The organism is Halorubrum xinjiangense, from assembly GCF_049604745.1.
GTDB classification, from domain to species: Archaea; Halobacteriota; Halobacteria; order Halobacteriales; family Haloferacaceae; genus Halorubrum; species Halorubrum xinjiangense_A.
The window spans coordinates 2,633,088-2,653,552 of record NZ_CP187140.1 but is presented as its reverse complement, the minus strand read 5'-3'; the positions used below and the strand labels follow the sequence as shown (position 1 = coordinate 2,653,552).

Annotated in this window: 23 protein-coding genes and 1 tRNA gene; 10 read left to right on the top strand and 14 right to left on the bottom strand. The window is 68.8% G+C overall.

Going from position 1 to position 20,465, the window contains the following annotated elements:
- The first annotated feature begins 48 nt into the window (after positions 1 to 48).
- Positions 49 to 597 carry an orotate phosphoribosyltransferase gene (gene pyrE / locus ACOZ35_RS14515; RefSeq protein ID WP_424014225.1) on the top strand — a complete coding sequence of 183 codons (549 nt, stop codon included), beginning with the start codon at positions 49 to 51 and terminating at the stop codon, positions 595 to 597.
- Positions 598 to 624: 27 nt separating this feature from the next.
- Here the strand turns inward: pyrE and ACOZ35_RS14510 are convergent, their stop codons facing one another.
- Positions 625 to 1,587, bottom strand: a complete 963-nt coding sequence (locus tag ACOZ35_RS14510) for an AAA family ATPase (protein WP_424014224.1) — start codon at positions 1,585 to 1,587, stop codon at positions 625 to 627.
- A gap of 143 nt (positions 1,588 to 1,730) precedes the next feature.
- Between ACOZ35_RS14510 and ACOZ35_RS14505 the strand changes: the two genes are divergently transcribed.
- Positions 1,731 to 1,815 (top strand) — tRNA-Ser (locus tag ACOZ35_RS14505).
- A 59-nt stretch (positions 1,816 to 1,874) separates the two neighbouring features.
- Here ACOZ35_RS14505 and ACOZ35_RS14500 read toward each other — a convergent pair.
- Genes ACOZ35_RS14500 through ACOZ35_RS14490 form a run of 3 tightly spaced genes read right to left on the bottom strand, consistent with a single transcriptional unit; the run spans position 1,875 to position 5,151 of the window.
- A complete protein-coding gene (locus ACOZ35_RS14500; RefSeq protein WP_007994870.1) occupies positions 1,875 to 2,498 on the bottom strand; it encodes a hypothetical protein in 624 nt (207 codons plus the stop codon).
- A gap of 1 nt (position 2,499) precedes the next feature.
- Positions 2,500 to 4,302 carry a glycine--tRNA ligase gene (glyS, locus tag ACOZ35_RS14495; protein ID WP_424014223.1) on the bottom strand — a complete coding sequence of 601 codons (1,803 nt, stop codon included), beginning with the start codon at positions 4,300 to 4,302 and terminating at the stop codon, positions 2,500 to 2,502.
- Positions 4,303 to 5,151: a CBS domain-containing protein gene (locus ACOZ35_RS14490; RefSeq protein ID WP_424014222.1), complete on the bottom strand. Its 849-nt coding sequence runs from the start codon at positions 5,149 to 5,151 to the stop codon at positions 4,303 to 4,305.
- A 296-nt stretch (positions 5,152 to 5,447) separates the two neighbouring features.
- Between ACOZ35_RS14490 and ACOZ35_RS14485 the strand changes: the two genes are divergently transcribed.
- The gene (locus ACOZ35_RS14485; RefSeq protein WP_004598156.1) at positions 5,448 to 5,669 is read left to right on the top strand and encodes a DUF7556 family protein; all 222 of its coding nucleotides are present in this window, start codon (positions 5,448 to 5,450) and stop codon (positions 5,667 to 5,669) included.
- A gap of 50 nt (positions 5,670 to 5,719) precedes the next feature.
- Here ACOZ35_RS14485 and ACOZ35_RS14480 read toward each other — a convergent pair whose 3' ends face one another.
- From ACOZ35_RS14480 to ACOZ35_RS14470, 3 genes are all read right to left on the bottom strand, one after another.
- Positions 5,720 to 6,622 (bottom strand): ketopantoate reductase family protein, encoded by a 903-nt coding sequence (locus ACOZ35_RS14480; protein WP_424014221.1) that lies wholly within the window; start codon positions 6,620 to 6,622, stop codon positions 5,720 to 5,722.
- 76 nt (positions 6,623 to 6,698) lie between these two features.
- Complete coding sequence (locus ACOZ35_RS14475) at positions 6,699 to 7,919, bottom strand: threonine synthase (RefSeq protein ID WP_424014220.1); 1,221 nt, start codon at positions 7,917 to 7,919, stop codon at positions 6,699 to 6,701.
- Positions 7,919 to 8,875 carry a succinylglutamate desuccinylase/aspartoacylase family protein gene (locus ACOZ35_RS14470; RefSeq protein WP_424014219.1) on the bottom strand — a complete coding sequence of 319 codons (957 nt, stop codon included), beginning with the start codon at positions 8,873 to 8,875 and terminating at the stop codon, positions 7,919 to 7,921. Before ACOZ35_RS14470 ends, ACOZ35_RS14475 begins: the two co-directional genes overlap by 1 nt.
- A 151-nt stretch (positions 8,876 to 9,026) precedes the next feature.
- Here ACOZ35_RS14470 and ACOZ35_RS14465 point away from each other — a divergent pair, with 151 nt between their 5' ends.
- A complete protein-coding gene (locus tag ACOZ35_RS14465; RefSeq protein ID WP_424014218.1) occupies positions 9,027 to 11,204 on the top strand; it encodes a caspase family protein in 2,178 nt (725 codons plus the stop codon).
- Here ACOZ35_RS14465 and ACOZ35_RS14460 read toward each other — a convergent pair.
- Positions 11,201 to 11,332, bottom strand: a complete 132-nt coding sequence (locus ACOZ35_RS14460) for a DUF7503 family protein (RefSeq protein WP_322533583.1) — start codon at positions 11,330 to 11,332, stop codon at positions 11,201 to 11,203. The genes ACOZ35_RS14465 and ACOZ35_RS14460 overlap by 4 nt on opposite strands.
- 215 nt (positions 11,333 to 11,547) lie before the next feature.
- On the opposite strand from ACOZ35_RS14460, the gene ACOZ35_RS14455 reads away from it, so the two are divergent.
- Positions 11,548 to 11,796: a hypothetical protein gene (locus tag ACOZ35_RS14455; protein WP_424014217.1), complete on the top strand. Its 249-nt coding sequence runs from the start codon at positions 11,548 to 11,550 to the stop codon at positions 11,794 to 11,796.
- Between the two features lie 64 nt (positions 11,797 to 11,860).
- Here the strand turns inward: ACOZ35_RS14455 and ACOZ35_RS14450 are convergent, their stop codons facing one another.
- Positions 11,861 to 13,090, bottom strand: a complete 1,230-nt coding sequence (locus tag ACOZ35_RS14450) for an RNA-guided endonuclease InsQ/TnpB family protein (protein ID WP_007994883.1) — start codon at positions 13,088 to 13,090, stop codon at positions 11,861 to 11,863.
- Complete coding sequence (locus tag ACOZ35_RS14445; RefSeq protein WP_004597641.1) at positions 13,091 to 13,216, bottom strand: hypothetical protein; 126 nt, start codon at positions 13,214 to 13,216, stop codon at positions 13,091 to 13,093.
- A 212-nt stretch (positions 13,217 to 13,428) separates the two neighbouring features.
- Between ACOZ35_RS14445 and ACOZ35_RS14440 the strand changes: the two genes are divergently transcribed.
- The gene (locus tag ACOZ35_RS14440; RefSeq protein ID WP_424014216.1) at positions 13,429 to 14,226 is read left to right on the top strand and encodes a helix-turn-helix transcriptional regulator; all 798 of its coding nucleotides are present in this window, start codon (positions 13,429 to 13,431) and stop codon (positions 14,224 to 14,226) included.
- A 17-nt stretch (positions 14,227 to 14,243) separates the two neighbouring features.
- Here ACOZ35_RS14440 and ACOZ35_RS14435 read toward each other — a convergent pair whose 3' ends face one another.
- The gene (locus ACOZ35_RS14435; RefSeq protein WP_167320539.1) at positions 14,244 to 14,381 is read right to left on the bottom strand and encodes a hypothetical protein; all 138 of its coding nucleotides are present in this window, start codon (positions 14,379 to 14,381) and stop codon (positions 14,244 to 14,246) included.
- A 97-nt stretch (positions 14,382 to 14,478) separates the two neighbouring features.
- On the bottom strand, positions 14,479 to 15,012 hold the full coding sequence (locus ACOZ35_RS14430; RefSeq protein WP_007994887.1) for an inorganic diphosphatase: 534 nt from the start codon (positions 15,010 to 15,012) through the stop codon (positions 14,479 to 14,481).
- Between the two features lie 383 nt (positions 15,013 to 15,395).
- Here ACOZ35_RS14430 and ACOZ35_RS14425 point away from each other — a divergent pair, with 383 nt between their 5' ends.
- The gene (locus ACOZ35_RS14425; RefSeq protein ID WP_007994889.1) at positions 15,396 to 15,746 is read left to right on the top strand and encodes a PadR family transcriptional regulator; all 351 of its coding nucleotides are present in this window, start codon (positions 15,396 to 15,398) and stop codon (positions 15,744 to 15,746) included.
- A 96-nt stretch (positions 15,747 to 15,842) separates the two neighbouring features.
- Here ACOZ35_RS14425 and ACOZ35_RS14420 read toward each other — a convergent pair whose 3' ends face one another.
- Together ACOZ35_RS14420 and rnhA are read right to left on the bottom strand one after the other, a co-directional pair.
- Positions 15,843 to 16,676, bottom strand: coding sequence for a DUF7108 domain-containing protein (locus ACOZ35_RS14420; RefSeq protein ID WP_424014215.1), 834 nt, complete (start codon positions 16,674 to 16,676; stop codon positions 15,843 to 15,845).
- Entirely contained in the window at positions 16,663 to 17,259 is a 597-nt protein-coding gene (rnhA, locus tag ACOZ35_RS14415) for a ribonuclease HI (protein WP_007994899.1), read from the bottom strand. The genes ACOZ35_RS14420 and rnhA overlap by 14 nt, the downstream gene beginning before the upstream one ends.
- 141 nt (positions 17,260 to 17,400) lie before the next feature.
- Here rnhA and ACOZ35_RS14410 point away from each other — a divergent pair, with 141 nt between their 5' ends.
- From ACOZ35_RS14410 to ACOZ35_RS14400, 3 genes are all read left to right on the top strand, one after another.
- Entirely contained in the window at positions 17,401 to 18,396 is a 996-nt protein-coding gene (locus ACOZ35_RS14410) for a transcription initiation factor IIB (protein WP_424014214.1), read from the top strand.
- A 105-nt stretch (positions 18,397 to 18,501) separates the two neighbouring features.
- Positions 18,502 to 19,830 (top strand): DNA repair protein NreA, encoded by a 1,329-nt coding sequence (gene nreA, locus ACOZ35_RS14405; RefSeq protein WP_424014213.1) that lies wholly within the window; start codon positions 18,502 to 18,504, stop codon positions 19,828 to 19,830.
- A 64-nt stretch (positions 19,831 to 19,894) separates the two neighbouring features.
- Positions 19,895 to 20,146, top strand: coding sequence for a preprotein translocase subunit TatA (locus ACOZ35_RS14400; RefSeq protein WP_424014212.1), 252 nt, complete (start codon positions 19,895 to 19,897; stop codon positions 20,144 to 20,146).
- Positions 20,147 to 20,465 lie beyond the last annotated feature (319 nt).

The following is a 20,465-nucleotide window of genomic DNA, read 5'->3' as shown; positions in this document are numbered from 1 at the left end:
CCTCCGCGTTCCGACCCGTTTATTGTGGGTCGCGGCCCTCCTCCGCGTATGACCGACGACGACCGACGACGCGAGCTGATCGCCGCGCTCACCGCGGCCGACGCCGTCCGGTTCGGCGAGTTCGAGCTGTCGCACGGCGGCACGAGCGACTACTACGTCGACAAGTACCTCTTCGAGACCGACCCGGACGCCCTGACGCTCGTCGCCGAGGCGTTCGCCGACCGCCTCGCCGACACGGACGCGAAGCTGGCGGGCGTCGCCCTCGGAGCCGTCCCGCTGGTGGCCGTCACGGCCGCGGAGCTGGGCCGCCCGTACGTCATCGCGCGCAAGCAGGCGAAGGAGTACGGCACGGGCAACCGGATCGAGGGCCGGCTCGACGAGGGCGAGGAGGTCGTCGTGATCGAGGACATCGCCACGACCGGCCAGTCGGCGGTCGACGCCGTCGAGGCGCTCCGCGAGGCGGGCGCGACGGTCGACCGCGTGCTGGTCGTTGTCGACCGCGAGGAGGGCGCCGCGGAGCTGCTCGCCGACCACGACATCGAGCTGGAGTCGCTGCTCACGGCGACGGAGCTGCTGGCGGAGCGAGACGCGGAGTAGTTCGCGGCTCCCCCTTTTAAATCAGTCTCACGCCTCGGGCGGCTCCACCGTCGGCACCGCGACGCGGTTGAGCACGTCGGCGATCACGTCGCGCTCGTCGACGTCGTTGACGGCCGCGTCCGGCGTCAACACGAGCCGGTGCGCGAGCGTCGGCTCCGCGACGCGCTTCACGTCGTCGGGCGTGACGAACTCCCGGCCAGCGATGACGGCCGCCGCCCGCGCCGTCTCGAAGAGGCGCTGGGTGCCGCGGGGGGAGACGCCCGCCTCGACGCGGCGGTCCTCGCGGGTCGCCCGCGCGAGCGACGCCGCGTAGCGAAGCAGGTCGTCGTCGACCCGGACCGACTCGGGCACCTCCCGCAGCGCCGCCACGGCGTCGGGGTCGAGGACGCGGTCGACCGTCGGCGACTGCTCGACGCGCCCGGCGCGGCGCCGGAGCAGCTCTAACTCGCCGTCCTCGTCGGGGTATCCGATCGAGGTCTTGATCGTGAACCGGTCGAGCTGGGCCTCCGGCAGCGGGAACGCGCCCTCGCTCTCGACCGGGTTCTGCGTCGCGATCACGTAGAAGGGGCTCGGCAGCTCATGGGTCTCGCCGTCGACGGTCACCTGGCCCTCCTCCATCGCCTCCAGCAGCGCGGCCTGCGTCTTCGGCGGCGCGCGGTTGATCTCGTCGGCGAGGACGACGTTCGCGAAGATCGGGCCCGGCGAAAACGAGAAGGAGCCGTCGCGCTCGTCGAACACGTTGGTGCCGGTGACGTCGGCGGGCAGGAGGTCCGGGGTGAACTGGATCCGGGAGAACTCTAAGCCGAGCGCGGTCGCGAACGAGCGCGCTGAGAGGGTCTTGCCGGTGCCGGGCACGTCCTCCAAGAGGACGTGGCCGCGGGCGAGGATACCGAGCGTGACACGGTCGAGGAACTCGCGGTCGGCGACGACCGCGCCGCCGACCTCGTCGACGACGCGACCGCAGGCGTCGGCCGCTTCGGGGACGTCCATACTGCCCGCACGGGAGCCGGGCCGAAAAGCGTTGCCGGCGGCGGGCGGCGGCGGGCGGCTGCGAGCGCCGACGGGACGCCGCCGGCGGGTCGTTCGAGCACGATCGAAACGCATAACAGCGGAACCGGCCAACGTCGAATCGAGCCGAGGTAGCCTAGCCTGGCCAAGGCGGTAGATTCGAAATCTACTGTCCATTCGGACACCGGAGTTCAAATCTCCGCCTCGGCGCTTCTCTCAGTCCCGTTCGGCGAGCGGCGGCGCTGCCGCGCCCGTCCATTCGACACCTCTTACGCGATTAGCGCCGCCGCGAGGAACATCCCGCCGGCGCCCGCAGGCGGGATGGTGAGGTTGTCGTCGACGGCCACGCCGCGGATGAGCGGCGGGAGCCCGTCGGCGATCGCCGCGGGGATCGCCCCGGCGAGCGCGATGATCACGCCGGGGTCGGGGCCGAACTCGGGGATCGCGTACGGGACGGCGATCCCGAAGCAGACGAACACCATCGCCGCCACCACGGAGAGCCGCTTCGGCTCCGTCGCGGCGTTCTCGCCGAGGCCGCCGCTTATCGGGTCGCCGATCGAGAGCATCCACATCGCGGGCACGGCGAACACCGGCGCGAAGAGGAGCGCGGCCGCGGCCATTCCGACCTGATACAGCGCGTACCCCGCGACCCCGTCGGCCTCGTACTCGCGGACGAGCGCGGCGTACAGGGGCTCGAGCGGCCCGGCGGAGCCGGAGAGCCGGAGCGCCTCAAGGACCGCGGCGATCGCGACGCTGAGGATCATGAGCCGCCCGGTCGTCTCCCAGGAGATCCAGCCCAACAGGTACGGGACCGGGTAGAGGGTGCCGCTCGCGTGGACCAGCCGCCGCTCGAACTCCACGCGCTCGCGCCACGCCGCGTCCGGGGACGTCACCTCAGTTCCCCGCGGTCTCGACGTCGGTGTCGACCGCGTCGTACCGGTCGGCGACCGACGCGAACGGCTCGCCCTCGCGCAGCGCGGTCAGCTCGTCCGCCAGGGCCGCGACCGGGATCCGGACCTGCGCCGCGGAGTCGCGCTCGCGGAGCGTGACGGTGTCCGGGCCGTCGCCCTCGATGCCGTCGCGGTCGACCGTGACGCAGAACGGCGTGCCGACCTCGTCCTGCCGGCGGTAGCGGCGGCCGATCGAGCCGGAGTCGTCGTACGCGACCGCGAGCCCCGCGGCCCGCAGGTCAGCCGCGACCTCGTCGGCGAGCGCGGTGAGGCGGTCGTCGTTCGTCACCAGCGGGAAGACGGCGGCGTCCTGCGGCGCGACCTCGGGCTCCAGCGAGAGGTACGTCCGCTCTTCGCCGTCGACCTCGTCCTCGCTGTAGGCGTGCGCGAGCAGCGTCTGGACGGTGCGCCCGACGCCGAACGACGGCTCGACGACGTGGGGCGTGATGTGCTCGCCGCTCTCGGTCACCTCCTCGACGGAGAAGTTCGCGACATCGGCGTCGACCTCGTGAGTCTCCGCGTCGTCGCCGTCACCGATCTCGACCGTCACCGTCTCGCCGTCGAAGGCGTCCGGGTCGCGCTCCGCGAGCGTCTCCAGCGCCTCGGCGACCGCGGCGGCGTCACCGCCAAACTCCGGCCCCAGGACGGACATGTCGGGGTCGACGGTCGCGCGCTCGACCGTCTTCGGCTCGTCGTAGCGCTTGAACACCGTGAACGCGTCGTCGCCGTACTCGTCGTGCTTCGAGAGGTCGTAGTCGCCGCGGTAGGCGAAGCCGGCGATCTCGATCCAGTCGCCGTCGACCTCGCTCTCCGCGTCCCAGCAGTCGGCCGCGTAGTGGGCGCGCTCGCCCGCGAGGTGCTGGCGGAACCGGAACCGATCGAGATCGACGCCGACGCGCTCGTACCACTCCTGGGCGACGCCGAGGTAGTAGCCGACCCACGGGGAGCCGATGACGCCCTCGTCGACCGCCTCGCCGACCGTCGTGTCGAGGTAGTCGCCGTCGTCGGCCTCCTGCTCGGTCGCAGGGTACAGCCGGACCTCGACGTCGCGCACGCGGTCGAGCGGCGGCTCGTCTTCTTCGGGGTCGATAAACTGCTCCAGCTCGGCCTGCGTGAACTCGCGGAGGCGGAGGAGCCCGCCGCGCGGCGAGATCTCGTTGCGGTAGGCGGGGCCGATCTGGGTGATGCCGAACGGGAGGTTCCCGCGGGCGTACTCCTTCAGCCGCGGGAACTCGACGAAGATCCCCTGCGCGGTCTCGGGGCGGAGGTAGCCCGGCTGGGCGTCGCCGGGGCCGATGTCCGTCGCGAACATGAGGTTGAACGCCTCCACCGGCTGGCCGGCGAGCTCGGTGCCGCAGGCCGGGCAGGCGATGTCGTTGTCGGCGATGAGCTCCGCGACCTCCTCGCCGGGCAGCGCCTCGGCGTCCTCGATGTCGGTGGCGTCCTCGACGAGGTGGTCGGCGCGGTGGGACTCGCCGCACTCGGGGCACTCGACGAGCATGTCGTCGAATCCCTCCAGGTGGCCGGAGGCTTCGAAGACGGCCTCGGGCATCACCGTCGGCGCCTCGATCTCGCGGTTCCCCTCCCGGATGGTGAACCGGTCGCGCCACGCGTCCTCGACGTTCCGCTTGAGGGCTGCGCCCTGCGGGCCGAACGTGTAGAAGCCGGCGGTGCCGCCGTACGCGCCGTTCGAGCCGAAGAAGAACCCGCGACGCTTCGCGAGCTCGGCGAGCGCGTCCGCGGCCATCTACAGCCCCTCCAGCAGGTCCACGTCCCGGACGATCCCGTCGAGTTCGGTGCCCGAGACGAGCGGGACCTGCTCGATGTCGTTGCTGATGAGCTCCTGTGCCACCTCCTTGGCCGTCCGCGTGGCGTTGACGGTGATCAGGTCAGCGGTCATGAAGTGGCGGACCGCCTCCGCCGGGATCTCGACGTTCCGGGTCGGGAGGTAGCGGGCGCCGGTCGCCTTGATCCCCTCCCAGGACCACTCGGAGTCCTCCTCGGCGATCGAGTCGCCGGTGCTCGCCTCGCCCTCGACCACGCGGGCGACCTCGAGGATGTCGACCTCGGTGAGCATCCCCGTAACCGCGGCCTCGTCGTCGAGCACGACCGCGTACGGGACGCCGGAGAGCGCGATCTCTCGCTCCGCGACCGGCAGCGGCGTCCCGGTGTGCGTCGCGTTGACCGCGCGCGTCGCGAGCTCGCCCACCTGGGTCTCGCCGTCGACCTCGCCGCGGGCGATCGCCCGCACCACGTCGGTGACGGTGAGGATGCCGACGAGCTCGTCGCCGTCGACCACGGGGAGACGGCGCGACCCCTCCGCGACCATCGTCCGCGCGGCGTCAACGATGTCGTCGTCGGCCCCCGCGGTCGGCACCTCGCGCATCAGCAGCGCGAGCTGGTCCTCGTCCGGCTGGTCGATCAGGTCATCGCGCGTGACGAGCCCGCGGTACACCTCCTCGCCGTCGACATCTTTTACGACCGGGACCGAGGAGAACCCGTGCTCCTGGATGTACTCCAACACGTCGTTCCGGCTCCCGGGGATCTCGACGACGACGAGCTCCGACCGGGGCGTCATGGCGTCTGCGACGTTCATGCCCGCCTTTCAGCGTGCCACCTCTTGTATACTGCGAAGGTGTGCGGAGCCGGACCACCGACCCGCACCGTCGAGCGGCGGCGGAGCGAGGACGGATCGGCGGCGATCGGGGCCGTCTGCCGGCGCACCGCGAGCGCCCACGAGCCGATGAGAAAAGCGACACGTTCGGGCATATCGTCGCCCGAGCGGCGGTTTATCGGGAGATACGTCGGTCGGCAGTCCCCGGAATCTCCGATCCGACGGCCGATATCGGTCCGGTTCGCAACTCTTATACGTACTGTGAACTATTCACAACCATGTCACGGAGTTCCACTCCTTGGGACGAGCCGGACCCCGACCGCCGTCGGACGGCGCTGCCGACGGACCCCGCGCTCGACGCCGCCGACGCGCCGGACGTGATGGCGTCCATCGACTCCTCGTCGTCGCGGCCGGAACTCGTCATCGCAGACGTCTCCCGGGAGGACGCGTGGGTGTCGGTCGACGAGACCGACGCGACCGTCCTCGAGGAGTGGTGTTGAGCGCGTAGCGGCCTGGATCGCCGACCACGCGCCGTCTTTTTCGGAGTTCGTTACCCCTGACGGAGCCCGCGCGCCGCCTCCCAGCCGCGGATCAGCGACCCGATCGTCCGACACGTCGGCGCGGAGACGCCGTGGCGGTCCGCCCGGTCGACGACCGCGCCGTAGATGGCGTCAACCTCGGTGCGGCGCCCGTTCGCGACGTCCTCGTACATCGACGACCGGTTGGCGGCGGTGTCGGCGGCGACGCGCTCGACGGCGGCGACGGCGCGGTCGTCACCCAGGTCGACCCCGACCGCTCGTGCGACGCGGGCCGTCTCCCGGGCGGCCTCACGGGCGACCTCGCCGACAGGCCCGTCGAGCGTCGGTCCGTTTTCGGTCCGCGCGAGCGCCGAGGGGCCGTTGATCCCGGCGTTGACCGCGAGCTTCTCGAAGCGGCGCGTCGGCATGTCCTCGGCGACGACCGCCTCGATTCCGGCCGCGTCGAAGGCCGCGCCGACCCGCGCGGCGACGGGGCTCGCGCCACCGGAGAGCGCCCCGACGACGACCTCGCCGACGCCGGTACAGGTGACCCGGCCCGGCTCCGCGAACCGGACGCCGTAGCTCGCCGTGCCGGCGAGGACCGTCGCGTCGAGCGCGGCGACCAGCCGCTCCTCCGTGAGCCCGTTCTGGAGCGAGCAGACCGCGACGTACTCGCCGGTCGCGAGCGCCCGCGCCGCCGCGTCGGTGTCGTACGCTTTGGTCGTGACGAGGGCGAGGTCCGCCGCGCAGTGCGTCCCGTCGGTGAGCGCGCGCGGCGCGACGCGGACGTCGACCTCGCCGTCGATCCGGAGCCCGTCCTCGCGGATCGTCCGCATGTGCGGGTCGCGCCCGACGAGCGTCACGTCGTGTTCGCGCGCAAGCAGCCCGCCCACGAGGCTCCCGAGCGCGCCGGCGCCGTAGACGAGCACCTCCATGTGGGGACGAACGAGGGCCGACTGAAAAGGGGTGACGGTGAGGCCGGGGCGTCCCGGGTCGACGACGCCGCTCGACTCAGCCTTTTAAACCGCTCCCGGTCAGCGGCACGACGGCGTCCTCGTCGGAACCGATCTCGCCCCGTTCGCGGAGGGTCCGCAGCGCCGCGGGCGCGACCGCACAGGTCGGCTCCGTGTAGAAGCCGGCGGCGTGGAGCCGGTCGAGCTCGCGCGTCGCGGCCGCCTCGGTGACCGCGAGCGCGTCGCCGCCGGTCGCGTCGATCGCCTTCCGGATCTCCCGGTCGCGGACCGGCTCGGCGATCTGAATTCCGTCCGCGGCGTCGTTGACGGTCCCCTCCGGATCGGCCGCCTCCGGGCCGTGGAGCGCCCGCACGATGGGCGCGACGCCGGCCGCCTGCGCGCCGTAGAGCCGCGGGACCGAGTCGATCCAGCCGGCGCGTTCGAGCCGCCGGAACCCGCGGTAGGCGCCGAGGAAGAGCGTGCCGTGCCCGAGCGGCGTCACGACGGCGTCGGGGGCCTCGAAGCCGCGCTGGAGGGCGATCTCGTACGCGACCGTGGCGGTCCCCTCGAAGAACGCCGGGTTCCAGGCGTGGCTGGCGTACCAGGCGTCAGTCCGCGATGGGTCGGTCCCCTCGCCGGCGCCCGAACCGCCCTCGCCGAGCGCCGCGACGCAGGCGTCCGTCACGTCCCCTCGGCTCCCCTCGATCCGGACCGGCTCGGCGCCGGCGCGGCGGATCGCGCGGAGCTTCGACTCCTTGACGTCGGCGGGGACGTAGATCTCGGCCGCGATCCCGGCGCGGGCGGCGTAGGTCGCGATCGCGGCGCCCGCGTTGCCGGAGGAGTCCTCGACGACGCGCTCGACGCCCAGCTCGCGGGCCCGGGTCAGCGTCGCGGTCGCGCCGCGGTCCTTGAACGAGCCGGTCGGGAAGACGTACTCAAGCTTGAACGACGCGTTCCACGGGAGAAGGTCGGGTTCCGCGTCCCCACCGGACTCGCGTCCCCTGTCGGCGCCGACGAGCGGCGTCATCCCCTCGCCGAGCGTCACGCGGTTTCGGGGGTCGTCGCCGACGGCGAGCAAGTCGGCGAACGCCCACAGCCCACCGCGCGCGTCGAACGACTCGGGGTCGGGCGCCGCCCCCTCTGGCGTCGGCGGGTCGGCGAAGTCCAGGGGGGCGCCGCACCGACAGCGCCAGCGGTCACGGTACGTCTCGCCGCACTCGGGACAGCGGAGTCGCCGGAGGGAGCACGCTTCCCGCTCCGATTCGCCAGAAGGTCCCATCAGTACTCGTCGACGTTGGTGCCGATCGAGCAGACGTACTCGCCGGCGGCCACCTGCGGGAGCCGGCGGGTCCGCCAGAAGATCCCGTCCGTGTCGGCGGTGACGCGGGCCTCCAAGGCGCCGAAGGTGTCGGTCACCTCGAAGAGGACGTCGCCGGCCGAGACGCGCTCACCGAGTTCGCGCTCGAAGCGGACCAGCCCGCCGGCCGGCGAGCCGTACTGGTCGAAGCCGCGGGCGCGCGTCTGTGACTCGAGCGCGGCGTCGCCGTCGAGGAACCCGTAATGTCGGAGCACGTTGAACACGCCCTCGACGCCGTACCGGATCGACTCCTCGTCCCAGCCGACGCAGCCGCCGAGCTCGGGGTCGACGGTGGGGATCCCGTGTTCCGGGCCGGCGCGGGCGAGCTGGCCGTCCGGGCCCTTGATGTCGAGGACGTGTCCGCAGCCGAACGCCTTCGCGAGCTCTAAACACTCGCCGTGGAGGCGGTGGCGGACGCCGCAGCGCACGCGCGTCTCGTTTATCATCCGGCTCGTCGACCCCTGGTGGAGGTCGAGGATGTAGTCGGCGCGCTTGGCGACCTGGAACGTCTCGTGGGCGATCCGCTCGCTCGTCGTCCCGTCGGCGTCGCCCGGGTAGCCGCGGTTCATCTTCCGGTCGTCGACCGGGTTCCGGTGTTCCGCGGCCTGAAACGCGAAGTGGTTCACGATGCCGACGACGAGGACGGACCCGGACAGCTCGGCCGGGTCGAGCCGCGGAACGACGCGGTTGACGACGCCCAGCCCGTTCAGCTCGTCGCCGTCGCTCACCGCCTGGACGTACAGCGTCGGCCCGTCGGCCGCGCCGTTGATCGCGGCGACCGGCAGCCGGACGGGGCTCCCGTCCCGCATCTCCCCCACCTCAAGACGGCCCGTGTCCGTCTCCCCGGGAGACGCGCGGGCCGTTCCCAGCGTTATCATTACGCGGAGGTGGGGCGGCCGGGACTTTATCCGTTCGGTCCGCGGCGATCCGACCGACGCAAGCTTTATCGCCGCTATCGCCCAACCGGACGGTACTACCCCCCGCGGCGTCGGTTGCCGTCCGATCTGACGACCGCCGCTGCGAGTCCCCATGAGCATCGACATCGACCCGCTGCGCGAGGCCGACGGGATCACCGTCACTGACCACATCGAGAACACGCAGTTCGAGGTGTACACCGACCGGCCCGTCGACCCGCGACCGCGCCCCGAGTCCGACCACTACTTCCCGGTCGACGCCAGCGCCGCGGTCGAGACCGGGTCGATCGAGATCCCGCGCGTCGCGGTCGTCGAGACGCGCGCGGGCGACGGGACGCTCCTCACCCACGGCGACTGTTACACGATGCCGGACGGGACGTACCACGTCGGGATCAACCCGGCGCCGACGAAGCTGTACCTCGCGTTCGACTCCGGCTTCTCCGTCTCCACGACCGACCGGACCACCCGGATCGACCTCGACACGCCGGGCACGGTCGGGCTCGGCTTCCGGTCGCTCCACCAGACGCCGGCGGGGACGATCACGACGCCGACCGATCCCGAGTCGCTGATGGACGCCGTCTCGCTGCTCGGCTCCGCGCTCCAGACGACGAGCCCCGAGCGGTCGTTTCCGACCCTGCGGGGCCACCCGCCGCTGATCGAGCCCGGCGACGAGTTCCGCGTTCCCGAGCGCGTCGAGCCGGTCGACAGCGGCGTGCGGATCGTCGTCCCTCCGGAGTACCGCTACCTCTACCCCGTGGTCTCGCTGGCGTACTACTTCGCGGCCGACGTCGTCCCGGGCGACGAACCCCGGATCGAGGGCGACGGGTGGACGTATCCGCTCGAACCGGAGTTCGAGGCGCGGACCGCGCAGGTGCTCCGGCAGTCGTTCCACATGGACTGTCTCGCCCGGACGGAGGGGTTCTACCCGGTCGACCTCCACGAGCGCGAGACCACCGACCTCGACCTCGACTGGAAGCGGCTGTACGACCTCCCGCTCGCGGCGCGGCTCGGTGAGTACCTCGACATCCCCTTCGCGGACGTCGAGCCCGAACTCCCGCAGTGGACGCTGACGACAGACGTCCGTCCCGACCCGGAGAACGTGGAGATGCTCCCGTTCGTCGCCGGCGAGCTGTCGATCGTCCGCTCTCCGGAGACCGTCACGCCCGTGGACGACGACGGGGGCGTCGGCGTCGGCTTCTTCGGCAGCGCGGACCGAAGCTCGTCGGCGGCCACGAGGCGGGAGGTCCCCGTCGGCGGCGTCGCCCCCGACGGCGGCGCGCTCGGCGACGACGAGTTTGTGCGCGGCGGTGCGAGCATGGGCGCCGCGAGCGCGGGGATCATCCGCGGCGCGGACGCCTCCACGGAACGCGGCGCCGTCCCGGCACAGACGGAGTTCGTCCGGCCGGAGCCGGTCGACACGGTCGAGCACGCGTGGGTGGGCGACGGCGTCCCGCTCGACGCCAACAAGGCGACGCTCGACGCGTACCACCGGCGGCTGGAGGCCGGACAGGTCGAGCAGTCGCGAATCTCCGTCCTCGTGGTCTGTAACGACGACCAGATGCGCGAGGAGGGGAACGTCGCCGACCTGTACGGGCTGCGCGACATGGTCCAGTTCGACATCGAGGTGCGCCACGACCTCACCCGCGAGGAGATGCGCGAGGTGCTGGAGTCCGACGTCGACTTCCTCCACTACATTGGGCACGTCGACGACCGCGGGATGCAGTGCGCCGAGGGATACCTCGATCTGACCGACGAGGACCTCGAGATCGGCGTCAGCGCCTTCCTGCTCAACGCCTGCCAGTCCTACCAGCAGGGCGAGGCCTTGGTCCACCGCGGCTCACGCGGCGGCATCGTCACCCTCTCCGACGTGGCGAACTCGCCTGCGACGACCCTCGGCCGGATCATCGCCCGCCTGATGAACAGCGGATTCAACCTCCGGACCGCGCTCCACGTGGCGAAACGAGAGCTGATCACGGGCCACCAGTACATCGTCGTCGGGGACGGGGGGACGACTATTTGTCAGAGCCGGAGTGGGTCTGCGGTTGTGATTAATCTTAGAAGAGAGAGTTCCGAGGATTGGAGAGTATCTGCAGATATGCTTCCAAACGGTCCGTACGGAAATGGAACCCTCACAACACTAAATCTGGCCACGGATGACTCAAACCATTACATTCCAGTGAAACTAGACGACCAGACGGTGAGTACTGAAGAACTTTCCAAATTCTTAGATTTAGAGACTGCACCCGTTTTCAAGTCTGACCAGCTAGTTTGGAGTGACGAATTGGATTTTTAGGGTCCAGGGTTAGATGCAGCCATATTCGCCGCCGCGGGCGCCGCCTGCGTCAGCAGCAGGAGGGCGGTAAACAGGACGCCGGCCATTTTCGGGTGCTCTGCCACGTAATCTGCCACACTTTCGTGCATATTCGAAAAGTATCAGGATAAATAAATATTAAGATTGTTCTGCGGTTGAATGATAAAGATATTTGAAATGATTATAAACCGCATTAAATAGAGAGAACCAATTATAGCGAGTAATCAGCCGTTTGCGACGCTTACGGACGACCGAGACCAACCGCGCTCGCGACGCCGACCGAGGACCGCGTTTTTTCACCGCGCGGCGCGGAACGGACGGTGCCATGACTGACATCGAAGCCACGATCCGGGAGGCGTTCGAGCACACCGAGTACGACCTCGGCGACGTCGCGGTCAACCGCCGACAGGTCCGTGTGCCGGTGATACAGGAGGGCGCCGACCCCGACGCGCTGCGGGCGGTGATAGAGGAGGCGCTCGGCGCGGACGCGCTCGCCGCCGTGACGGTGACCACGGAGCGCCTCACGGGCGAGGACACTGTCGGCACCGTCGTGTCGTTCCGCTACCGGGACTGACGCGTTCGGCCGAGACGGGTGGGAGCCCCGCGGCCGCGACGCGGTACGAGTGAACTACCCCACCCTACTTGCTCACGGCCTGCGCCGTTCGCTCCTTGAGAGTGGGGCTTCCTGTTTCAACGACGCGCTTTGCAGACACAACGGTGTCCGTAGGGAGCGCAGTCTCCACAGGCGTTAATTCGGAGTGAACCACCCCTACTTCTTCGAGGCCGCGAGAAAGAATGTTCCATGCCGCATTCGCGTCTCTGTCCGCCTCAAACCCGCACGAGGGGCATGAATGTTCACGAACCCACAACGGCTTGTCCGTCGAGGCACCACATGACGCGCACTCCTTGGTCGTCCCTCTCGGGTTGACCGCCACGAAGTGCGTTCCTTCGCGTTCACATTTGTACTCAAGCATCCGAAAGAACGTTCCCCACGCCGCACCTGCTCGATTCCGTGAGTTACCGGGGAGTTCGATTAGTTCCTTCGTGTCCAAGTCTTCGACCGCTACGAGGTCGTACTCGGTAGCGTAGTAGTTTGAGAGCTTGTGTAGGAAGTCACGACGCTTTCGCTTGAGATCGGCGTGGCGCTCGGCCACGACCTGCCGTTGTTCTTCCCAATTCGCAGACCCGTGCTGTTTCCGTGAAAGGTCACGCTGGGCGCGTTCCAACCGCTCGCGTTCGTCGGACAAGTCGAGCGATTCGACGGCTGTGCCGTCGGTGTCGTGTACATACGTGAGAATCCCCACGTCGATTCCGACGACCTCCTCTGGCATCTCTGGTTTCTCGGGTGTGGCTTCGTCCATGTCGACGCCGAACGTAGCGTACCACTCGCCAGTTGGCTCCTGCTTGATCGTGACCTGTTTGATTGTCGCGTTCTTGGGAATGTCTCGGTGGAGGTGAATCGGAATCTCACCGATTTTACTCAACCACAGGACAGGCCGACCACTCGTATTCTTGAGTTTGAAGCCGGACTGGTTGTAGGTGAGTGAACGATATTCTCGGGGTGGTTTCCACTTGAGCATTCCAACAGCGCGTCCGTTCTGCTTTTGCGCTTTGAGCGTGGAGAGATTGTCGTAGACGCGCTTGACGACCATCTGTAACACTTTCGAGTGAACGTTTCCGAGGTCGTCCCACCACGTTTTGAGGTCGGGAAGTTGCCCCTGTACATTGTATCGGGCGGGAATGTCGTCTTCCTCCTTGAGCAGATAAAGGACGTGATTGTATAGTTGCCTACAAGTATCGACGTGGGACAGGAGCGTCTCAGAGAGGGCTTCTGTTGGGTTGAGTCGATACTTGTAGTTGTACTGCATCTACGATTCTCGTTCTTCGATGAGTTCGTCCAGTTTCTCTTGGACGAACGAGGAGAGACTCAGGTGGTTGTCCTGAATCCATTCTTCTTGGTCGTCGCGGATAGAAATGGTCTTTCGCGTTGCCACACCATAATTTACGTAATTTACATACAAATAGTTTATCATTGCCGTAGGCCTGTGGGCATGTCGTCGCGAAGTGTTTAGAAGACCATGACAGTGCTGTATCCCCTCCTTATTGCGCTACTCGGTCGCTTCGCTCCCTGCGTTGGTCTTTGAAGAGGGAGACTTAGCGACTAATAATAGTTAACAGGGCGGTACCCGTACACACGGATCAGACGATGACGGCCGAGGAGGGACACGACGGCGCACAGTACCTCGCCGGTTCGCCCGTTCGGGTCGCGATACTCCGGGCGCTGCGCGAGGAGCCGCGGCGCCCGTCCGAGCTGACCGACGCGGTCGACGCCACCCGAACGACGGTCCAGCGAATCCTCGCGGGGTTCCGCGAGCGCGACTGGGTCGTGAAACGCGGCGCCGACTACCGGGTGACGCCGACCGGGGAGCGCGTCCACGACGCGTACGAGACGCTTCTGACGGAGGTCGAACGCGGCGACCGCTACGGCCGGTTCGCCGAGACGATCGAGCGCGTCGGCGTCGACTTCCCCGCGGCGGGGATCCCCCACAGCGACCTCACGGTCGCCTCCGACCAGAACCCGCTGGCGGCCGTCGACCGGCTCACCGAACTCCTGCGCGAGAGCAGCGGGGCCGAGATCCGGGCCGTCTCTCCCGTCGTCCTCCAGCAGTTCAACGACGCGGCTGCCGCGGCGTTAGACGGCGGCGCGAGCGTGGAGCTGATCATCGACCGCGACGTGGTCGACACGTCGGTCGCGGAGTTCGGCCCGGCGACCGACCGCGCGCTCACCGACGACGACGCGACGGTGTACGTGAGCGCCGACCCGATCGAGTACGGGCTCGTCCGGTGTGACGACGTCGCGTGCGTGACCGCGTACGACGAGCGGAACAACCCGCGGTGCGTGCTCGAATCGACCGACGACACGGTGGTCGACTGGGTCGACGACGCGTTCGCGTCGCTTCGAGACGACGCGACGCGGCTCTCGGCGGTCGTCGAACGCGCCTGAGAAGGGGAAAGCGACCGCTACGCGTCGTCGGTCGCGGCGGCTTCTTCGGCCTCGTCGTCGGCGACCGTCTCGGTCGTCGCGTCGTCGTCCGGGTCGAAGTTCGCGGGAACGACCGTCGGGTGGTCGATGCCGACGGAGGGCGTGGTGGCGCTCATGGCTCTACATGAGGATACGCGACGCCCGCCCTAAAAATTACCCATAGGTATAACGCATCCGGGCGCGGGCGCCGGATGCGCAGTGGTTATACGACCGTTAGGCGACCTGTTCGTCGTACAGGTCCTGCGCGTGTTCGATCGCCTCCTTCGCGGCCTGCTTGTCTTCCCATCCGAGCGTCTCGACTTCCTTCCCCTCTTCGAGGTTCTTGTACGTCGAGAAGAACTCGTCTATCTCGTCGAGGGTCTGCTGGGGGATGTCCTCGAGGTCCTCGATGTGATCGAACCGGGGGTCCTCGGTCGGCACCGCGATCACCTTGTCGTCCTGCTCGCCGTCGTCGTCCATCTTCATCATGGCGACGGGGCGGGCCTCGACGACGCAGCCCGGGAACGTCTGGTCCTCGACGAGCACCATCACGTCGAAGGGGTCCTCGTCGTCGTAGTACGACTGCGGGATGAAGCCGTAGTCGTACGGGTAGTGGACGTTCGAGTGAAGCACGCGGTCGAGCACGACGCCGGGGATGTCCTTGTCGTACTCGTACTTGTTCCGCTCGCCTTTGAGACACTCGACGACGGCGTAGATCTCGTCCGGCGCGTTCGGTCCCGTCTCGAGATCCTCCCAGAGGTTGACCATGTGCCCGTTGATGGGTCCAAGTCGGGCAAAGTCCTTTCGGGATCGGGCGAGGCGGCGTAGGATCGGGCGAGGCGGCGTAGGATCGGGCGAGGCGGCGGCGCAGGTGACGGGACGACCGTGGGCTCCGGCGTCGACGGTCCGAACCCGCCAGACGCCGATTCGCGAGTTTCGATCGCGAAGCGAAACCGCGGTGTGACCGACGGATCGTCGACCCGTTCGGCGCGAACGGAATGATCAGTCGAACGCGCTTCACCCCCGAAGCAGACGGGTGTCCGCCGACAGACCCTCGAGACCGGGAGATTCGGACGACCGTCCGGAGTTACGCATCGCAACGGTCGTGAATGTTGAGAAAGATTATAAGTTCGGGCCACTTCCCGTTAGGCATGTCAGAGGCACAAACAGTCACTGATGAATCGACGGCCGCGAGCGACCTCACGGCGTTCCAACAAAACATCCTCACCATCCTCGCCGAGGAGCCGATGTACGGCCTCGCCATCAAGCGGGAGCTGGAGGCGTACTACGGCTCCGAAGTGAACCACGGCCGCCTGTACCCCAACCTCGACGACCTCGTCGACCACGGGCTCGTCGAGAAGAGCGAACTCGACAAGCGGACGAACCAGTACGAGCTCACCGACGAGGGCCACGACGTCGTCCTCGACCAGATCGAGTGGGTCCTCGACCGGTTCGTCACCGACGAGGAACGCGCGGACGAGGTCCGCGCGCTGCTCGAGTAAGCCGGAGCGCCCGCCGACCGCGCGGTATCGGTTTCCAACTGAACCTTTTGGCACACGGCGCGGCGAAAGCCGCGTTTTCTCTTCGCTGAGCCGTCGCTACGTCGAATTGCCGGCGTCGTCGTGGTCCGCCGAACCGCTGGCGTCGTCGTGGTCCGCCGAATCGCCGGCGTCGTCGTGGTCCGCCGAACCGTCGTCGGGGGCGTCGGCATCGGGAGTGTCGGCCTCTGCGGGCCCCTCGACGTCGGCCGCGACCGACTCGATCACGGAGAGTGACTCGTCGACGGCGTCGAGCTGCTCGTCGGTCGGCCAGCCGTTCCGAACCAGGTACTCCTCGCGGAACTCGGCGCGCATCTCCGGCGTGGCGTCGTCGACCGGGCGGACGTAATGGTTGCTCATGAACGCCGCGAACGTCTCCGCGGTCCGCGCGTGGACCTCTGCCTCGCGCTCGGCAACTTCCTCGGCGACCGCCTCGTTGTACGCGGCCACCTCGCGGTAGCGGTCGGCGTCGCCGGGGCCGGACAGCGACACCTCGACCGCGCGGTCGGTGTCCTCGACGCGGTCGAGCTGGACCGTCCCGTCCTCCATCCACTCGTCGGGGTACAACACGAGCGCGTCGTCCTCGTCGCGGATCCGGGCGGTGTAGCCGTACTCGGCCGCGAGCGCGTCGCGCCGCTCCCGGTACTGGTCGGCCGCCTGCTCGATCTCGGGCGTCGGCTCCGCGGACTCGGCCTCGCGGGCGAGCCGCGTGAGCCGCTCCGCCTCGTCGACGGCCTCGACCGGCACGTCCGGGACGCGCTCGTCGTCGCGGTCGGGATCGGCGTCGGCCTCGTCGGCGGGGTCGTCCGCTCCCTCCGCGTCAGCTTCCGCCGCCATCATCTCCCGCGCCCGTTCCTTCGCCCACTCCGGCGGTTCGTCGTCAGTTCGCGTCATCGAGTGCCTCGTTCGCCAGATCGTCGGCGCGCTCGTTTATCTCCCGCGGTACGTGGGCGATCGACCAGCGGTCGAACCGCTCCAGCAGCTCCCGGGCGCGGACGCGCCGCTCGCGAAGCTCCGGGTCGTTGGCGTTCCACTCCCCGCGGACCTGCTTGACGGTCAGCTGGGAGTCGCCGCGGACGTCGACGGCATCGAAGCCGTACTCGTCGGCCGCCTCCAGCGCGCGGATCAACGCGGCGTACTCGGCCTGGTTGTTCGTGGCGCGGCCGATCCGCTCGCCGCCCTCCGCGACGACGCCGTCGGAGGTGACCAGACACCAGCCGACCGCGGCCGGCCCCGGATTCCCGCGGGAGGCACCGTCGAAGTAGACGTGCGCGCGGCCGCCGCCGTCGCGCAGCAGGGCGGTCAGTCGGGTGGGGTCGCTCCCCTGGACGACGACCTTGTCGTCGTACGCGACCGCGACGGCCCCGTCGCGCTCGGCGCGCCACCGCTCGTGGGGGGTGTTCCCCTCGTCGATCCGGACGCCCTCGCCCGCGAGTCGCTCGCGCGCGGCGGCCGGGTCGCAGTCGATCGTCGGCATTCGTGCGGGCTCCGCGCCCGGCGGACAAAGGGCTGTCCGTCCGCTGTCCGTACGAGACCGACCGGAGGCTCGCCACCCATGGCACACACCCACATGGTAACGAACTTTTAAGTTAAACCGTTTGGATACTATATAAATGCGATGACACGGCCCACCCGGCAACGGGATCACGACCGGCAGCGCGTGGGGGACGAAGACGCCGAGGAAGACGAGATCGACGTCGAGGAGGTCGAGGACATCGACGAGCTGGACCCCGAAGACTTCGATCCGGAGGATCTCACCCGGACGGCCGACGGGGAGCTGATACACGAGGAGACCGGGATGATCATCGAAGACGAGCAGATCGATCTCGGTCCGGAGTGGCGCGCGTTCAACCACTCGGAGCGGCAGGAGAAGTCGCGCGTCGGTGCCCCGACGACGAAGACGATGCACGACAAGGGGCTGACGACGACGATCGACTGGAAGGACAAGGACGCCTACGGGCGCTCCATCTCCTCGAAGAAGCGGTCGCAGATGCACCGCCTGCGAAAGTGGCAGGAGCGCATTCGGACGAAGGACGCCGGCGAGCGCAACCTCCAGTTCGCGCTCTCGGAGATCGACCGGATGGCGAGCGCGCTCGGCGTGCCGCGATCGGTGCGGGAGGTTGCCTCGGTTATCTACCGACGCGCACTCAACGAGGACCTCATTCGGGGGCGCTCCATCGAGGGCGTCTCCACCGCGGCGCTGTACGCCGCCTGTCGCAAGGAGGGCATTCCCCGAAGTTTAGAGGAGATCTCCGAGGTCTCGCGGGTCGACCGCAAGGAGATCGGCCGGACGTACCGCTATATCTCCCAGGAGCTCGGCTTGGAGATGCGCCCGGTCGACCCGAAGAAGTATGTCCCGCGGTTCTCCTCGGAGCTCGAGCTCTCCGAGGAGGTCCAGTCGAAGGCCAACGAGATCATCGAGACGACCGCCGAGCAGGGGCTCCTCTCCGGGAAGTCGCCGACCGGCTACGCCGCCGCGGCCATCTACGCGGCCTCGCTGCTCTGTAACGAGAAGAAGACCCAGCGCGAGGTCGCCGACGTCGCGCAGGTCACCGAGGTCACCATCCGCAACCGGTACCAAGAGCAGATCGAGGCGATGGGAATCCACAGTTAAGACGGTCCCGCGGTCGGTTCTCCCCCTTCCCTGCTTTCTCTTCCGCGCTTCGCGTCCCGTCGCGCCGGAAACGTTCAAGCCGGTGCGCCGCCAACCCTGATCCGAATGCGGCTCGACGAGTTCATCGAGTTCGAGGCGAACGAGCGCGCCGAGCGGCGGCGCCTCGCCGCGGAGAAGGACTACGGAATTTTGGACCATCTCGACTCCTTCGAGCGGCGCTTCGACGAGCACGTCTCCGACGACGCGGTCGTCGGGAGCGTCTCGCCCTCCATCTTCGTCGGCCGCGCGGACTACCCGAACGTCTCGACTGGGCTGCTCTCGCCGGTCGGCCGCGAGGAGCGCGCAGCGGCGTTCGAGACCTCCGCGGCGTGGTACGACGAGGGCGTCTCCATATCCGATGTGTTCGACCGCCGAACGAGCCTGCTCAACTCGACCCGCGGCGTCGACGTCGCGGACGCGGGCGCGACGGGCGGCGTGAAGTCCGTCGGCAGCGGCGGCGGGCCGGCCGAGAGCGTCCACGACGCGTGGGATGGCTGGCTGGGCGTCCAGCGCGAGGTCGCGATCGCTGACCGCCCGGTCGACGTGGAGATCGGGCTCGACGGCCGGCCGGACCTCGACTTCGAGGTGGGGACGGAGGACATCAAGACGCCGACGGGGCCGCGCGCCGCCGCGCGGACGGCCGACCTCGGCGAGAATCCCCACGTCCCGCGGCCGGTGAAGAAGACCCTCGAAGACGACGACTGGCGCGCGGAGGGCGCCATGACGTACCTCTACCGCCGCGGGTTCGACGTGTACGAGATCAACACGATCCTCTCGGCGGGCGCGCTCGGGCAGGGGGAGAACCGCCGGCTCGTCCCGACGCGCTGGTCGATCACGGCCGTCGACGATACGGTCGGTCAGTTCCTCCGCGGCTCGATCCGCGATAACCCGACGGTCGACCGGATCGAGGTCCACCGCAACGAGTACCTCGGCAACGCGTTCTGGGTGATTCTGGTCCCGGGACAGTGGGAGTACGAGCTCGTCGAGATGAAATCGCCCGGCTCGATCTGGAACCCCGACCCCGAGGCGGGGGTGTACCTCGCGGCCGCGAGCGAGGGGCGCGAGGGGCGGACCGGCTACGTCGAGGAGACGGCGGGCGCCTACTACGCGTCCCGGCTCGGCGTCCTCGAACACCTCGACGACCGCGGCCGACAGGCGAAGGCGCTCGTCTTGCGCCACGTTTCCGACGACTACTGGGGGCCGGTCGGCGTCTGGCAGGTGCGCGAGGCCGTCCGGAACGCGTTCGAGGGCGAGTTCGGGGCCGCGGAGACGTTCGGCGAGGCGGTCCGCGGCGTCGCCGACCAGCTCCCCGTCTCGCTCGGGCGCCTCCGGCGGAAGTCGACGATGGCGGCCGGGCTTCAGGCGAATCTCGGTGACTTCGTGGACGCGGAGTGAGTCCGCCGGGAAAGACCCAGTCGGGGCCGATCCGCTTTAGTCGGGGGCGCCGAGTGGGTGACGCATGGTCCCGCTCGTCCCCGCGTTCGGCGGCGTGCCCGCCGGTCCCGAGCTCGTGATCATCCTGATCGTCTTCGTGCTCATCTTCGGCGTCCCCCTCGTCCTCGTCGCGGGCGCGGTGCTGTTCCTCGCGCTGCGCTCCGACGACGAGGCGGCGGACGACGACCGGATCGCGGAGCTGGAAGCGGAGGTCGAGCGACTCCGCGAGCAGGTGGGCGACGAACCGGACGATCACGAGGGCGACGAGGGCTCGTAAACAGGTAGGGCGGTGGCGCGTGCCGGTGAACGGCCGATAGGCCGTGAACCGCACGCGCGAGGGACGCCGCGAACGCCCGGAGTGCGTGAGCGGCGAGGCTGGGGAGGTGTGAGGTTGCGGTCGCCGTGCGGGGCGGGACTCGAAGGGGCAGCCGTGAGGCGGGCGCAGGCGACGCAAGCACCGGAACGAGGGAGCGGAGCGACCGAGTGAGGAGCGTGGTTCGAGAGAGCTCCGCTCTCTCGTCATCACGAGACGCCGCAGGCGTCTCGAACGACAGCGAGCGTGCGCCCGCCTCACGGCTGAGGCTTCGGTGGTGTTC

Excerpts from the sequence above, each read along its gene's own strand:
- ACOZ35_RS14430 (WP_007994887.1), bottom strand. The coding sequence starts at position 15,012 with ATGGTCAACCTCTGGGAGGATCTCGAGACGGGACCGAACGCGCCGGAC.
- ACOZ35_RS14450 (WP_007994883.1), bottom strand. The coding sequence starts at position 13,090 with ATGCAGTACAACTACAAGTATCGACTCAACCCAACAGAAGCCCTCTCT.
- ACOZ35_RS14510 (WP_424014224.1), bottom strand. The coding sequence starts at position 1,587 with ATGGACGTCCCCGAAGCGGCCGACGCCTGCGGTCGCGTCGTCGACGAG.
- ACOZ35_RS14460 (WP_322533583.1), bottom strand. The coding sequence starts at position 11,332 with ATGCACGAAAGTGTGGCAGATTACGTGGCAGAGCACCCGAAAATGGCC.
- ACOZ35_RS14470 (WP_424014219.1), bottom strand. The coding sequence starts at position 8,875 with ATGATAACGCTGGGAACGGCCCGCGCGTCTCCCGGGGAGACGGACACG.
- pyrE (WP_424014225.1), top strand. The coding sequence starts at position 49 with ATGACCGACGACGACCGACGACGCGAGCTGATCGCCGCGCTCACCGCG.
- nreA (WP_424014213.1), top strand. The coding sequence starts at position 18,502 with ATGCGGCTCGACGAGTTCATCGAGTTCGAGGCGAACGAGCGCGCCGAG.
- ACOZ35_RS14480 (WP_424014221.1), bottom strand. The coding sequence starts at position 6,622 with ATGGAGGTGCTCGTCTACGGCGCCGGCGCGCTCGGGAGCCTCGTGGGC.
- ACOZ35_RS14435 (WP_167320539.1), bottom strand. The coding sequence starts at position 14,381 with ATGAGCGCCACCACGCCCTCCGTCGGCATCGACCACCCGACGGTCGTT.
- ACOZ35_RS14400 (WP_424014212.1), top strand. The coding sequence starts at position 19,895 with ATGGTCCCGCTCGTCCCCGCGTTCGGCGGCGTGCCCGCCGGTCCCGAG.
- ACOZ35_RS14425 (WP_007994889.1), top strand. The coding sequence starts at position 15,396 with ATGTCAGAGGCACAAACAGTCACTGATGAATCGACGGCCGCGAGCGAC.
- ACOZ35_RS14490 (WP_424014222.1), bottom strand. The coding sequence starts at position 5,151 with ATGAACGTCGCAGACGCCATGACGCCCCGGTCGGAGCTCGTCGTCGTC.
- ACOZ35_RS14475 (WP_424014220.1), bottom strand. The coding sequence starts at position 7,919 with ATGGGACCTTCTGGCGAATCGGAGCGGGAAGCGTGCTCCCTCCGGCGA.
- ACOZ35_RS14440 (WP_424014216.1), top strand. The coding sequence starts at position 13,429 with ATGACGGCCGAGGAGGGACACGACGGCGCACAGTACCTCGCCGGTTCG.
- ACOZ35_RS14465 (WP_424014218.1), top strand. The coding sequence starts at position 9,027 with ATGAGCATCGACATCGACCCGCTGCGCGAGGCCGACGGGATCACCGTC.
- ACOZ35_RS14420 (WP_424014215.1), bottom strand. The coding sequence starts at position 16,676 with ATGACGCGAACTGACGACGAACCGCCGGAGTGGGCGAAGGAACGGGCG.
- ACOZ35_RS14410 (WP_424014214.1), top strand. The coding sequence starts at position 17,401 with ATGACACGGCCCACCCGGCAACGGGATCACGACCGGCAGCGCGTGGGG.
- ACOZ35_RS14485 (WP_004598156.1), top strand. The coding sequence starts at position 5,448 with ATGTCACGGAGTTCCACTCCTTGGGACGAGCCGGACCCCGACCGCCGT.
- rnhA (WP_007994899.1), bottom strand. The coding sequence starts at position 17,259 with ATGCCGACGATCGACTGCGACCCGGCCGCCGCGCGCGAGCGACTCGCG.
- glyS (WP_424014223.1), bottom strand. The coding sequence starts at position 4,302 with ATGGCCGCGGACGCGCTCGCCGAGCTCGCGAAGCGTCGCGGGTTCTTC.
- ACOZ35_RS14455 (WP_424014217.1), top strand. The coding sequence starts at position 11,548 with ATGACTGACATCGAAGCCACGATCCGGGAGGCGTTCGAGCACACCGAG.